This window comes from Streptomyces sp. NPDC028928, from assembly GCF_055564915.1.
In genome coordinates this window covers 19,829-33,521 of record NZ_JBVHVI010000003.1, presented here as the reverse complement: position 1 = coordinate 33,521, position 13,693 = coordinate 19,829, and the positions used below count along the sequence as shown (strand labels likewise).

Annotated in this window: 11 protein-coding genes; 2 read left to right on the top strand and 9 right to left on the bottom strand. The window is 71.2% G+C overall.

The window, feature by feature from the left end; all coding sequences use genetic code 11:
* Nucleotides 1-61 precede the first annotated feature (61 nt).
* A complete protein-coding gene (locus ACZ4U1_RS09185; protein ID WP_467901528.1) occupies nt 62-1,345 on the bottom strand; it encodes an adenylosuccinate synthase in 1,284 nt (427 codons plus the stop codon).
* A 197-nt stretch (nt 1,346-1,542) separates the two neighbouring features.
* On the opposite strand from ACZ4U1_RS09185, the gene ACZ4U1_RS09180 reads away from it, so the two are divergent.
* Nucleotides 1,543-2,376 (top strand): diacylglycerol kinase family protein, encoded by an 834-nt coding sequence (locus ACZ4U1_RS09180; protein ID WP_467901527.1) that lies wholly within the window; start codon nt 1,543-1,545, stop codon nt 2,374-2,376.
* A gap of 138 nt (nt 2,377-2,514) precedes the next feature.
* Nucleotides 2,515-4,026 carry an APC family permease gene (locus tag ACZ4U1_RS09175; protein ID WP_467901525.1) on the top strand — a complete coding sequence of 504 codons (1,512 nt, stop codon included), beginning with the start codon at nt 2,515-2,517 and terminating at the stop codon, nt 4,024-4,026.
* A 16-nt stretch (nt 4,027-4,042) separates the two neighbouring features.
* Here ACZ4U1_RS09175 and ACZ4U1_RS09170 read toward each other — a convergent pair whose 3' ends face one another.
* From ACZ4U1_RS09170 to ACZ4U1_RS09135, 8 genes are all read right to left on the bottom strand, one after another.
* Nucleotides 4,043-5,263 carry a cytochrome P450 gene (locus tag ACZ4U1_RS09170; RefSeq protein WP_467901524.1) on the bottom strand — a complete coding sequence of 407 codons (1,221 nt, stop codon included), beginning with the start codon at nt 5,261-5,263 and terminating at the stop codon, nt 4,043-4,045.
* A 70-nt stretch (nt 5,264-5,333) separates the two neighbouring features.
* Entirely contained in the window at nt 5,334-5,810 is a 477-nt protein-coding gene (locus ACZ4U1_RS09165) for a hypothetical protein (RefSeq protein ID WP_467901523.1), read from the bottom strand.
* Nucleotides 5,811-5,816: 6 nt separating this feature from the next.
* Nucleotides 5,817-6,296, bottom strand: a complete 480-nt coding sequence (locus tag ACZ4U1_RS09160; RefSeq protein WP_467901522.1) for a hypothetical protein — start codon at nt 6,294-6,296, stop codon at nt 5,817-5,819.
* A gap of 13 nt (nt 6,297-6,309) precedes the next feature.
* Entirely contained in the window at nt 6,310-9,471 is a 3,162-nt protein-coding gene (locus ACZ4U1_RS09155) for an RHS repeat-associated core domain-containing protein (RefSeq protein ID WP_467901521.1), read from the bottom strand.
* A 31-nt stretch (nt 9,472-9,502) separates the two neighbouring features.
* Nucleotides 9,503-10,168 carry a response regulator gene (locus tag ACZ4U1_RS09150; protein WP_467901520.1) on the bottom strand — a complete coding sequence of 222 codons (666 nt, stop codon included), beginning with the start codon at nt 10,166-10,168 and terminating at the stop codon, nt 9,503-9,505.
* A complete protein-coding gene (locus ACZ4U1_RS09145; protein WP_467901518.1) occupies nt 10,165-11,517 on the bottom strand; it encodes a sensor histidine kinase in 1,353 nt (450 codons plus the stop codon). The genes ACZ4U1_RS09150 and ACZ4U1_RS09145 overlap by 4 nt, the downstream gene beginning before the upstream one ends.
* A 91-nt stretch (nt 11,518-11,608) precedes the next feature.
* Nucleotides 11,609-12,289 carry a response regulator gene (locus ACZ4U1_RS09140; RefSeq protein ID WP_467901516.1) on the bottom strand — a complete coding sequence of 227 codons (681 nt, stop codon included), beginning with the start codon at nt 12,287-12,289 and terminating at the stop codon, nt 11,609-11,611.
* A complete protein-coding gene (locus ACZ4U1_RS09135) occupies nt 12,286-13,692 on the bottom strand; it encodes a sensor histidine kinase (RefSeq protein ID WP_467901515.1) in 1,407 nt (468 codons plus the stop codon). Before ACZ4U1_RS09135 ends, ACZ4U1_RS09140 begins: the two co-directional genes overlap by 4 nt.
* Nucleotide 13,693 lies beyond the last annotated feature (1 nt).

Here is a 13,693-nt window from a genome sequence, read left to right as displayed (position 1 = left end):
GGAACCGCCCGCCGGCCCGCGCCCGGGGAGGGCGGGACCGGCGGGCGGTGTCGCGAGGTGCCTACAGGAACGAGTTGATCTCGATCGTCTCGTCCCGGCCCGGGCCCACGCCGATCGCGGAGATCGGGGCGCCGGACATCTCCTCCAGCGCCTTGACGTACGCCTGGGCGTTCTTCGGCAGGTCGGAGAAGGTCTTCGCCTTGCTGATGTCCTCGGACCAGCCCGGCAGCATCTCGTAGACCGGCTTCGCGTGGTGGAAGTCGGTCTGCGAGTACGGCAGCTCCTCGACGCGCTTGCCGTCGATCTCGTACGCCACGCAGACCGGGATCTGCTCCCAGCCGGTGAGCACGTCGAGCTTGGTGAGGAAGAAGTCGGTCAGGCCGTTCACGCGGGTCGCGTAACGGGCGATGACCGCGTCGAACCAGCCGCAGCGGCGGTCACGGCCGGTGGTGACGCCCCGCTCGCCGCCGATACGGCGCAGCGCCTCGCCGTCCTCGTCGAACAGCTCCGTCGGGAACGGGCCCGCGCCGACGCGGGTCGTGTAGGCCTTCAGGATGCCGATCACACGGCTGATCTTCGTCGGGCCCACGCCCGCGCCCGTGCAGGCGCCGCCCGCGGTCGGGTTGGAGGAGGTGACGAAGGGGTACGTGCCGTGGTCGATGTCCAGCAGCGTGCCCTGGCCGCCCTCGAAGAGCACGACCTTGTCGTCCTCCAGGGCCTGGTTGAGGATCAGCACCGTGTCGGCGACGTACGGCTTGATCTGCTCGGCGTAGCCCAGCAGCTCCTCGACCACCTGCTCGGCGGCGATGGCGCGCCGGTTGTAGAGCTTGGTGAGGATCTGGTTCTTGACGTCGAGAGCCGCTTCCACCTTCTGCTGGAGGATCGACTCGTCGTACAGGTCCTGGACCCGGATGCCCACGCGGTTGATCTTGTCGGCGTAGGTCGGGCCGATACCGCGGCCGGTCGTGCCGATCTTGCGCTTGCCGAGGAAGCGTTCCGTCACCTTGTCGACGGTCACGTTGTACGGCGTGATGATGTGCGCGTTACCGCTGATCAGGAGCTTGGACGTGTCGACGCCACGCTCGTTCAGACCGCTCAGCTCGGAGAGCAGGACCGACGGGTCGACGACGACGCCGTTACCGATGACCGGCGTACAGCCGGGCGACAGGATCCCGGAAGGGAGCAGGTGAAGGGCGTACTTCTGGTCGCCCACGACTACCGTGTGGCCGGCGTTGTTGCCGCCTTGGTAGCGCACCACGTAGTCGACGGATCCACCGAGCAGGTCCGTCGCCTTTCCCTTGCCTTCGTCACCCCACTGAGCACCGAGCAGCACAAGTGCGGGCACGCGCGTACACCCCTTCCGGGCGGGGCATGTCCAAGGTCGGGGGCGTGGGCGTAAGGTTCACCGCCGCGTACCACCGCGACCGCCGTTGGTCGCACAACCGTCGGACCGGATGCCCCGGAATAGACGAAGCCCCTGGCGCAATAGCGCAAGGGGCTCTTGCACAAAGATGCTACCCGAGGAAGCGAGGCAGGACCGAGGTGGCGACTTTCGCGACGTCCGATCAGCTGCTGGTGATCATCGATCCGGTCGCACGGCAGACGGACGGCGAGTCCGTACGCATCGCGAAAGACGTGCTCAGCGCGGGTGCGGCCGCCAAGGTGTGCCTGCCGGAGGATCCGGAGGAATTCGCCCGCGCGCTGGGCCGAAGGGGGTCCCGGCGGCCGGTCGTGATCGGTGACGACCGGGCGCTGGTGCGCGCCGTCACGCTGCTGCACCGGCAGCGGGAGCTGGCCGGATGCACGCTGTCGGTGGTGCCGGTGGGGGACAGTGCGCTCGCCGAGTCGCTCGGGGTGCCCGGCGGGACGGTGGCGGCGGCGCGGGCGGTGCTGGACGGCGCCGGGCGGCGGATGGATCTGCTGGTCGACGACAGCGACGGGGTGGTGCTGGGCGCGCTGGGCATTCCGCCGGCGCCGCTGCGGGCGGCCGTCGCCGAGCCGGTGCCGGTCGCCCCGGGCCGGCCCTGGTACCGCTCCCTGGTCCGCACCCTCGCCCCCCGGCCCACCCGGCTGGCCGCCGTGCCCGGCGTGACCCGGCTGCGGGTGGAGGTCGACGGCCGGACGGTGGTGGACCTGGACCAGCCGGTGGAGACGGTGTCGGTGGCGCCGGGCCCGGACGGGGTGGCCTCGGTGGAGGTACGGCCGCTGTCGGTGGGCGCGGAGGCGACCCCGCTGCTGGCCTCCGGCCGCACGGTGACCGTCACGGGCGAGGCCTTCCGCTACCGGGCGGACGCGGCGGTCTCCGGGCCGGTACGGCGGCGCACGTGGCGGGTGGCGGAGGGCGCCTGGAGGCTCACCCTGCCCGCCGCCCACTGATCCTCACCGACCTCCCCGCAGGCCTCTAAAGGTCTGGTGACACATATTTAACCGTGCCGACCCCTTCCCGGGTGCGTCCTTCGTCCACCATCCTGCTCCATCAGGACCCACGGACTGAAACAGGGAAGGGGCCACCCGATGGCTGTGGACGAGGGTGTCGCGCCGACGACGGGCGCGGAGGACGGCGGGCCCGTTCACCGGCTGAAGCCCAACGCCGTGGGGTTGCTCGGGGTGGTGTTCATGGCCGTCGCCACCGCCGCGCCGATCACCGCGATGACCGGCAACGTGCCCTTCATGGTGGCGTCGGGCAACGGCGTCGGAGCGCCCGCGAGCTACCTCGTGGCAATGGTCGTCCTGGCAATCTTTTCCGTCGGTTTCACCTCGATGGCGAAGCACATCACGTCCACCGGCGCCTTCTACGGCTTCATCTCCTACGGGCTCGGCCGGACCGTCGGACTCGCCTCCGGGCTGCTGGCCACCTTCGCGTACGTCGTCTTCGAACCCGCGCTGATCGGGATCTTCTCCACCTTCGCCACGACGACGCTCAAGGACCAGACGGGGCTGCACGTGCCCTGGTGGGCCTTCGCCGTCCTGATGCTCGCCGTCAACGCCACCGGCACCTGGTTCGGGATCAGCGTCGCCGAGAAACTGCTGGTGGCACTGCTGGCCACCGAGGTGACCGTGCTCGCGGCCATGGCGGTGTCCGTGGCCCTGCACGGGGGCGGACCGCACGGCTTCACCTTCGCGCCGGTCGACCCCGTCAACGCCTTCAAGGGGACCTCGGCCGGCCTCGGCCTCTTCTTCGCCTTCTGGTCCTGGGTCGGCTTCGAGTCGACGGCGATGTACGGCGAGGAGTCCCGCGACCCGAAGAAGATCATTCCCAAGGCCACGATGATCAGCGTGCTCGGCGTCGGCGTCTTCTACGTCCTCGTCTCCTGGATGGCCATCACCGGCAACGGTGAGGCGGAGGCCGTGCGGGCCGCGTCCTCCGCCAACCCGCTCGCGATGTTCTTCAACCCCACCGAGCGCTACGTCGGCCACTGGGCGGTCGACGTCATGCAGTGGCTGATGATCACCGGCTCGCTCGCCTGCGGCATGGCCTTCCACAACTGCGCCGCCCGCTATCTGTACGCCCTGGGCCGGGAGGGCGTCCTGCCCTCGCTGCGGGACACCGTCGGGCGGACCCACGCCCGGCACGGCTCCCCGCACATCGCCGGCCTGGTGCAGACCGCCGTCAGCGCGGTGCTGATCGGCGCCTTCTGGGCCGCGGGCAAGGACCCCTACACCGGTACGTACGTCCTGCTCGCCATCCTCGGCACCATGGCGATCCTCGTCGTCCAGGCCGTGTGCTCCTTCGCGGTGCTGGTGTACTTCCGCTCCCACCACCCCGAGAGCCGGCACTGGTTCCGCACCTTCACCGCGCCGCTCGTCGGGGGCGTCGCGATGCTCGCCGTCGTCGTGCTGCTGGTCTCCAACATGGGCGTGGCGGCCGGGCCGGAATCCGGCTCACTGGTGCTGAAGGCGACCCCGTGGCTGGTGGCCCTGGTCGCGGCGACCGGCCTCGGCTACGCGCAGTACCTCAAGCGCCGCTCGCCCGAGCGGTACGCGCTGCTGGGGCGGACGGTGCTGGAGGAGACGAAGGAGCGGTGACGCCCGGGCCGCCTGGTCAGCCCGCCTCCACGCGCAGGCCCTTCAGTCCCCGGATCACGAAGTTCGGCTTCCGCTCCGGTTCCGCCGCCAGGGTCAGGGCCGGGGCCCGCCGGAGGAGGGCCGCCATGGAGGCCGCCAGCTCGATACGGGCCAGGGGGGCGCCGATGCAGTAGTGGATGCCCGCGCTGAAGGAGATGTGCGGATTGTCCCCGCGGGCGAGGTCCAGGCGGCCGGGGTCCGTGAAGACCGCCGGGTCGTGGTTGGCGGAGCCGAAGAGCATGGCGATCTCCGAACCCCTCGGGATCGTCGTGCCGTCGATCTCGATGTCGTCCAGCACCCAGCGTTCGAAGAGCTGGAGCGGGGTGTCGTAGCGCATCAGCTCCTCGATCGCGGAGGGGATCAGGGAGTGGTCGGCGCGCAGGGCCGCCAGCTGGCCCGGGTTGCGGAACAGGGCCCACCAGCCGTTCACGGTGGCGTTGACGGTCGCCTCGTGACCGGCGTTGAGCAGCAGCACCGCCGTGGAGATCATCTCCTGCTCGGTGAGACGGTCCCCTTCGTCATGGGCGGCGATCAGCCCCGAGACCAGATCCTCGCCGGGCTCCTTACGGCGGGCCGCGATCAGCTCCCGCAGGTACTCGGAGAACTCCACCGAGGCCCGCACCGCCCTCGCGGCCGTCTCCTCCGACGGGTTCAGCTCGTACATCCCGCAGATGTCCGCCGACCAGGGGCGGAGCTGCCCCCGGTCGGCCTCCGGAATGCCCAGCATCTCGGCGATCACCGCCACCGGCAGCGGCTCCGCCACGTCGGTCAGCAGATCACCGCCGCCGTCGCGGACGAGGCCGGCCACCAGCTCGTCCGCCAGCCCCTCGACGTACGGCTTCAGCCGCTCCACCGTGCGCGGGGTGAACGCCTTCGACACCAGGCGCCGGATCCGGGTGTGGTCCGGCGGCTCCAGGTCGAGCATCCCGTGGTCGTTGAGGGTGTGGAACGGCTCGTGCTCCGGCGCGGGCGGGGTACGGCCGAACTCCTCGTGCGAGAAGCGGTGCCGGTACGTCCGCCCCAGCCGGCGGTCCCGGAGCAGCGCCGAGACGTCCGCGTGGTGCGGGACCAGCCACTGGTCGGTCGGCTCGTACCGGACCACCCGACCACGGGCCCGCAGCTCCGCGTAGGCCGGATACGGGTCGGCGACGAACGCCGGGTCCCAGGGATCGAACGCGAGGTCGCTGGAGCCTGCCATGCGGGGACGCTAGCGCGCCGAACGACGCCTGACCAGGGGGACCTGCCCGCACGGTTCAGACCACCACGCCTCAGACGACGGGCTCGGCACTGACCAGGACGTAGTCGTAGTACAGGGGGTCGCCCTCCTCGTCCACGGGGTACTCGAACGAGCTGTTGTTGGCGAAGGACACCCTCAGCTCGGGCAGGGCGTGGATGCCCGGGTCGCCGTCGTACAAGACGGTGTGGCCACGCTCCTCCAACTGCTCGACCAGCTCCTCGCTGGGCGTGCGGAACACGTCCAGCTTGTCGAACGTGACAGTGATGTCCGCTGCCTCCTCACGGAAACGCCACAGCTCGATGCCGGTGAGCGTGCCGCCTTCGGGGAAGGACAGGACGTACTGGAACGCGGAGTCGTCGAAGTTCACGACGTACTTGCCCGGGGGCCGCTCGGCTCCCGGCCGGTGGCTGACACGACCCAGCGTCGGGGCGATCTCCATGGCCTCGTCGAACGGCATACCGAACCGGAACGGCCCGACGCCGGCGTGCGGACGGATCTCGACGTTCATGTGCGCTCAGATCTGCTGCGCGACGAGGACATAGTCGTAGTACAGGGGGTCGCCCTCCTCGTCCACCGGGTAATCGTGGCTGCTCTGGTTCGCGAGGATCACCTTCAGCTCGCGCAGGGCGTCGAAGCCAAGGTCGTTCTCCTCGATGGTGTGGCCCCGTGCCGCCAGTTGTTCGAAGAGGTCCTCACTCGGGGTGCGGAAGACATCGAGCCCGTCGAGCAGCACCCGGACGTCGGCGTCCTCCTTCCGGAAACGGATCAGCTCCACTCCGCTCAGGGTGCCTTTGCTGAAGCCGAGCACGATGTCCATCTGGGAGTCGTCGTGCGTGAGGACGATCTGGCCCGGCTCCTCGTCGCCGGCGACGGTCCGGAAAAGACCCCACTCCTCCACTGCGGCGCGCGCCTCATCGACCGACATGCCGAGCCGGAAACGCCCGACGCCGACGTGCGGCACCAGTTCCAGTTCCATGTTCACTCCCTCGATCACGCACCCCGGATCCTTACGCCAGCAGGGCGCTCTCGTCGATGGTCCAGCCTCGCTTCTTGAGCATGTCCTGAAGGGGCTTGTTGTGCTTCAGGCTGGCCACCATCTCCTCGATGTGCCGATCGTACTTACCGGGGAACCGCCGCTTGATGTCGTCGATGTCCATCCGCATGGCTTCGGTGATGCGGCCCTGGTTGATCAGCTCACGCTGATACTGCTGCCAGGCCTGGGCCTGTAGGTGGTAACCCGTGCTGTAGAGCTGCTCGTGGTCGGCCTGCTCCATACGGATGGCCGGTCCATTGTTGACCTTCTGCTTCTTGTGGGGCTTGTTGGCTATGTAGAAGCCAGGCTCGATGACGTCTTTGTACGCGGACTTGGCCGGGATGTGATTGACCTCCATCTTCTGCGGGTACTTCTGGCCGTTCGCCATCCGGTTCGAGGGAAGCAGTCCGCCGTACCATCCGCCGTCCTGCGTGCACCCCTTGGCGACCAGACCCTCCGGGTCCATCCACGTGTAGGGGTTGACGACGTACGCGGCCGGGTTCGGGGCGGGTACGAGGCCCAACGGGTCCGCCGAGACATAGCGGGCCGTCTCGGGGTCGTAATGCCGGTTCAGGTTGTAGTGCAGGCCCGTCTCCGGGTCGGCGTACTGGCCGGGGAAGCGCAGCGGCGTGTGGGCCCGCGCGTCGCGGTTGCGGGCCGTGATGCCCCAGACCGTGGAGCGCTTGTACCAGGCGACGTCGCCCTGCTCGTCCACGAGTTCGGTCGGGGTGCCGATGACGTCGGTGACGATGGCGAAGAACCGGCTGTCCACCTCGCTCTGACCGGCGTCGTCCGGAAGCCGGCGCTCCAACTGGGCCATCGGCTGCGACCCCTCGTACTCCCAGGTCAGGGTCACGCCGGTGGCCGTGTCGGTCTCCTCGGCCAGTTGCGTTCCGTCCCAGGCGAAGCGGACCGTGGCCGCGATGCCCTGCCCGTCGGAGCGCATGCGGTGCTTGGCGGTGCGGCGGCCCAGCGCGTCGTAGGTGTAACGCCACACGGTGCCGTCGGGAGTGGAGCAGGAGACCAGGCGGTCCTCCGCGTCCCAGGTGTAGCGCCAGGTGTCGGGCTTGCGGGACAGGCGCCGCTTCCGGCGCAGCACGACGCGCCCCGCGGCGTCGTACTCGTAACGCACGCCGTCCCCGCCGAGCAGCCGGGTCCCGTCATAGGTCCGCGCGCCGCGGCTCTCGGGATGCCGTGCCCGGTCGGGCCAGTGGGCGTCCGTCTGGTTCCCCACGGCGTCATAGGCGTAGCGCTCCGACCAGTCGCCGACGGTGACGCCGAGCGGGCGCCCCACCGGGTCGAGGTCGATGTGCCAGGCCGGCCCGCCCTGCCCGTCCGTGATCTCCGTCAGGAAACCGTCGGCCCGGTAGCCGTAGGAGCGGTCCCGGAGCGTGCCGCGGGGCGTGGTCAGCGACCGGGCGGCGAGGCGGCCCATCACGTCCCACTGGGAGGTGAGCGTCACGGGCGCCGGCCCGGAGCCGACCGTGCGCCGGGTCTCGCGGCCCAGCGGGTCGTGGGTGAAGCCGAGCGTGTGCCCGGCGAGGTCCACGCGGACCCGGTTGCCCGCGCTGTCGTACGCGTACGACGTCGTGGCCCCGGTCGGGGTCGTGCGGGAGACCAGTTCGCCGTGCCGGTCGTAGTCGAACCGCATGCTGCGCCCGTCGACGGTCTCCGCCAGCAGGCGGCCCAGGGCGTCGCGTTCCAGGGTGAGCGAGGAGGTCGGGGAGACGGCGGAGACCAGTCGGTCGGCGTCGTCGTAGGTGTAGCGGGTGACCACGCCGTCGGCGTCCTTGGCCAGCACATTGCCCACCGCGTCAAAGGTGAAGGCGATACGCCGGCCGAGCGGCGTCGTCCGGGCGACGAGGCGGCCAGCGGCGTCGTACTCGTAGCGGGTGACGCGTCCGTCGAAGTCGGTCTCGGACTCGGTCAGCCCCGACGGGCCGTACCGGTACGTCCACGTCTTCCCCTGCGGGTTGCCGACCGTGCTGATCCGCAGCTCGGTGTCGTACGTGAACTCGTACCGCGCCCCGTCCTTGCCCGTGCGGGCGGCGAGCAGGTCGAACCATGTGTACTCGAAGCGGGTCACACCGCCGAGCGGGTCGGTGTGGGTGAGGCAGTTGCCCTCTTCGTCGTACGTCCACGACTCCGTGGCCCCGTCCGGTGCGGTGCGCCGGGTCAGCCAGCCGTCCGCCGTCCATTCCAGGCGGGTCACGGAACCCGCCGGGTCGACCGACTCGTACGGCCGGCCGAAGGCGTCCCGGCGCACCGTGTAGGTGGCACCCCGCGGGTCGGTGACCGAGAGGGTCAGGCCTGCCTCGTCGTGGGTACGGGTCTCCGTCTCGCCGGTCGCGAACGTGACCGTCGCTACGGCGCCCGTCGCGTCGTGGGTGAACGTGGTCGCGGTGCCGTCCGGCGCGACGACCGCGGTGCGGTTGCCCCGCTCGTCGAAGACGTTGCGCCACACGGTGCCGTCCGGGCCGGTCGTCGTCTCCGGCAGGTGCAGCGCGTTGTACGTGGTCGAGGCCCGGCGCCCGTCCGGGTAGTGGACGGTGAGGAGGTTGCCGGCGTCGTCGTACGTGAACCGGGAGGTGTGCCCCAGCTCGTCGGTGCGGGACAGCAGGTTGTCGTAACGATCCCACTCGAAGTGCACGGTGTTGCCGAGCGGGTCGGTCTCGCTGATCGTCTGGCGGAGCTGGTTGAAGCGGGTGACGGTGACCGCGCCGGTGGAGTCGGTGAAGCGGGTCTCGCGGGCGGCGGTGTCGTAGGCGAAGCGCGAGGAGAGCGCGCCGTCGGGGCCGATCGTCTCCACGACCCGGCCGGCCGCGTCGTACACATAGCCGTAGGTGTTGCCGTTGCGGTCGGTCCAGGAGGTGACGCGGTGCTCGTCGTCGTAGGTGAACCGCAGGGGCACGCCCCGGGAACCCGACACGCCCACAAGGTCGTGGTGCTCGTCGTAGGAGAACGAGGCGACCCGGACCGGGCCCTCGGGGGTCTCCAGGTCAAGTGCCGTGACCCGGGTGAGATCCGGGTGACGGGTGACGCGCACCCGGTAACCGCCCTCGTGGACGAACGCCGTGGGCAGGCCGTCGTCGTCGCGGACGAACCGCACGCCGTTGCCGTTGCGGTCCTCCGGCAACAGGTACGGCCGTGCAAGAGCTGATGACCGGTCAGCCCGGCGTCACCAGGCGGGCCTCGTAGGCGAACACCGCTGCCTGGGTGCGGTCGCGCAGGCCCAGTTTGACCAGGATGCGGCTCACGTGGGTTTTGATCGTCGACTCCGCCACCACCAGGCGGCCGGCTATCTCGGCGTTCGACAGGCCCTGGGCGATCAGGATCAGTACCTCCGTCTCGCGTTCCGTCAGTTCTCCGTAGGCCGCCTGGGCCGCCGGCACCAGGCGGGGGGTGTCCGCCAGGCGGGAGAACTCCGTGATCAGGCGTCGGGTGACCGAGGGGGCGAGGAGGGCCTCGCCCGCCGCCACCACCCGCACGCCGTCGGCCAGCTGACGCGCCGAGGCGTCCTTGAGGAGGAAGCCGGAGGCTCCCGCGCGCAGCGCCTGGTACACGTACTCGTCCAGGTCGAACGTGGTCAGCACCAGCACCTTCGCCGTCTCGTCCGCGGCGACGATCTCCCGGGTCGCCTCGATCCCGTTCAGCTCCGGCATGCGGATGTCCATCAGGACGACGTCCGGGGAGAGTTCGCGGACCCGGTCCACCGCCTCCCGGCCGTTGACCGCCTCGCCGACGACCTCGATGCCCGGCATCGCGTTCAGCAGCACCGAGAAGCCCTCGCGGACCATCATCTGGTCGTCCGCGATCAGTACGCGGATCGTCATGCCTCGCCCTCGATCGCAGCAGCCGCCGCCGGCACCGGCAGGAACACCGTCACCTCGTACCCTCCCTCGGCCGTGGGGGCCGCCGTCATCTCGCCGTTCAGCATCGAGACACGCTCCCGCATACCGGTGATGCCGTGTCCGGCGCCGGGAGACGGCTTCAGCAGACTCGGCGCCGGGGGCGGGCCGTTGACTATGCGGACGCCCAGGCCGCCGAGGACGTAGCCGATCTCCACCCGGGCACTCGCGCCGGGCGCGTGGCGCAGGGTGTTGCTCAGCGCCTCCTGCACGATCCGGTACGCCGACAGCTCCACCCCCTGCGGCAGTTCGCGCACCGCGCCGGTCACCGCCTTCTCCACCGTCAGGCCGGCCTCGCGCACATTGGCGAGCAGGCCGTCCAGGTCGGCGAGGGTGGGCTGCGGGGCGTCCGGGGCCTCGTAGTCCTCCGCGCGGACCACCCCGAGGACCCGGCGCAGCTCGGTCAGGGCCGCCACCGCGTTCTCCCGGATGGTGGCGAACGCCTTCTCCAGCTCCGGCGGCGGGTTCTCCACGCGGTAGGGCGCGGCCTCCGCCTGGATGGCGACCACCGACATGTGGTGGGCGACCACGTCGTGCAGCTCACGGGCGATCGTGGTGCGCTCCTCCAGCAGCGTGCGCCGCGAGCGCTCGTGCTCGGTCACCGTCTGCTGGGCGGTCACCTCCTGCTCGGCCTCCCGGCGTATGTGCCGGACCGTGACGACCAGCAGGGCGAGCGCGGACACCACCAGCAGGGGGGCGGTGTCGGTGTCGTAGTGCCCGTAGCCGAAGGCGGTCTCGGCCCAGAAGCCGTACAGCGCGGTCAGCAGCCACATCCAGGCCGCCGTGCGCGGGCGGGTGCGGATCGCCACCACCGTGAGCACCAGCAGGTGGGAGACGAGGCTGCCCGGCAGCCAGGGCCAGCTGCCCCAGTTGCTGCCGAGGACCGAGCTGGCCGCCGTCGCCGCGAACGACAGCCAGAACGCGCCGACCGGACGCACCAGGGTCAGCAGCACCGGCGCCAGGGCGAGCAGCCCGCACAGCAGCGCCGGCGCGCCGGCGTCGGCGCCCGTCATGCCGGCGGCCAGCGCCACGAGTCCGCCGGCCGCCACCACGGCGTGCGGGGTCCAGGCCGCGTAGGCCCGCAGCCGGCCGGAGAGGTGGCGGGTGAGGGGGCCGTCCACCGCCATGCGGGGCAGCGGCCGGTAGGCGAAGGCCTGGTGGAACAGGTCCTGCCGCAGCCCGCGCAGGGCGTCCGCGGCCAGCCGGAACTCGGGGCTGCGCGTCCGGCCGGCCGGGCCCGGCGGGGTCGTCTGCGTGTGCGTCGTCTCGGTCACGGTCAAAACGGTAGGCGGGAACAGGGTCACGGTCGTCCCCTTGGAGAGGGGTCCTGCGGGGTCCCTCTCAGGTACTACGGGTAGGGCAGGGTCAGCGGCCTCCGGGGCGGACCACGCCCGACTCGTAGGCGAACACCGCCGCCTGGGTGCGGTCGCGCAGGCCCAGCTTCACCAGGATCCGGCCCACGTGGGTCTTCACGGTCTGCTCGGCCACGACCAGCCGCTCGGCGATCTCCGCGTTCGACAGGCCCTGCGCGATCAGCGCCAGCACCTCCGTCTCCCGCTCGGTGAGGTCGCCGACGCGCCGCTTGAGCGGGGCGCGGCCGTTGCCGTCCAGGCGGGAGAACTCGGCGATGAGCCGACGGGTGATGCCGGGGGCCAGCAGGGCGTCGCCCGCGGCCACCACCCGCACCGCCTCGGCCAGCTTGTCCGCGGAGGCGTCCTTGAGCAGGAAGCCGGAGGCCCCGGAGCGCAGCGCGTCGTACACGTACTCGTCCAGGTCGAACGTGGTCAGCACCAGCACCTTGACGTGCGGGTGGTCCTCGGTGATCCGGCGGGTCGCCTCGATGCCGCCCAGCGCCGGCATCCGGATGTCCATCAGCACCACGTCCGGGGACAGTTCGGCGGTCCGGGCGATCGCGTCCCGGCCGTCCACCGCCTGCCCGATCACCTCGATGTCCGGCTGGATGTCGAGCAGCACGGTGAAGCCCTGCCGCACCATCTGCTGGTCGTCGGCGATGAGTACCCGGATGCTGCCGGTACCGCTCGTCATGGGGTCTGTTCTCCTGTCGGGGACTGGTCGGGCGGGTTCGTGGGGACGTCCCCGGGGAGGTGGGCCGTGACGCTGAAGCCGCCGCCCGAGGTGCGCTCCGCGAGGACATGGCCGCCGAGCATCGCGGCGCGCTCACGCATGCCGAGCAGCCCGTGTCCGGCGCCCGGGGAGGGCGGGACGGGGCGCTGCGGCGGGGAGTTGGTCACCCGCAGGTGCAGGCCGTCCGGGACGTGCCCGACCTCGACGTGCACCCGGGACCCCGGCGCGTGCCGCAGGGCGTTGCTCAGCGCCTCCTGGACTATGCGGTACGCCGACAGCTCCACGCCCGGAGCGTACGGCCGGACCTCGCCGACGACCTCCGCGGTCACGTCCAGCCCGGCCGCGCGCGTGTTCTCGATCAGTCCGTCGAGCCGGGCGAGCGTGGGCTGGGGGGCGTCCGGGGCGGCGCCGGTGCCGGGAGCACCCAGGCCGTAGGGGTCCTCGGGGTTCTCGGAGCGCAGTACGCCGAGCACCCGGCGCAGCTCGGTGAGCGCCTCCAGCGCGTTGCCGCGGATGCCGGCCAGGTTCTCCAGCAGTTCCTCGGAGGGGTCCTTCACGAGATGGGGGGCCACCTGGGCCTGGATGGAGATCACCGACATGTGGTGGGCGACCACGTCGTGCAGTTCACGGGCGATGCGGCTGCGCTCCTCCAGCAGGGTCCGGCGGGCCCGTTCCTCGGCGGTGATCGTCGTCTGCTGGACCAGTTCGGTACGGGCCTCGCTGCGGCTGCGCAGGGTGCCGCCGATGGCGGTGGCGATGCCGAACAGAGCCACGGCGACCGTGCCGGTGCCGGAGAAGTGCCCCACGGCCACACCGGCGCGCAGGAGGTAGGTGACGACCGTGGTCACGGCGAGCACGGTGAGTGTGCCGCCGAGGCGGACCCGCAGCGCGAGGAGCAGGAGCACGGTCATGTGGGCCAGCAGCGCCGGTGTCGACCAGGGCCAGTTGGGGCCGGGGGCCGGGACCGACTCCAGGTGCGGGCGGACGATCAGGGCGGTGACGGTGGCGGCGGCCAGGGACAGGGCCCAGGCCGGGACGGGACGCCGGACGGCCAGGACGATGGCGGCGGCCTGGAGCGAGGTGGTGAGCAGTCCGACGGAGAAGCGGAGACCGTAGGAGTCGGCGACCTCGGCGCCGCCGCCGAGGGCGATGGCCAGGGCCGTCCAGCCGATGAGGAGATACGTGACGAGGCGGGCCCAGCGGTACCGGGAGAAGGGCGGCGAGTTACGGGTGGGAGCCTCGCCCAGCCAGCCGCGCAGGCGCCGGCGGAGGGGAGCGGTGCCGTCCGACGGGAGGTGACTGCCCTCGGCTGGAGCGGTGTGGGGAGTGGGGGTGGTGGTCGGGCTCGGGTCCGCGGGCGTCACG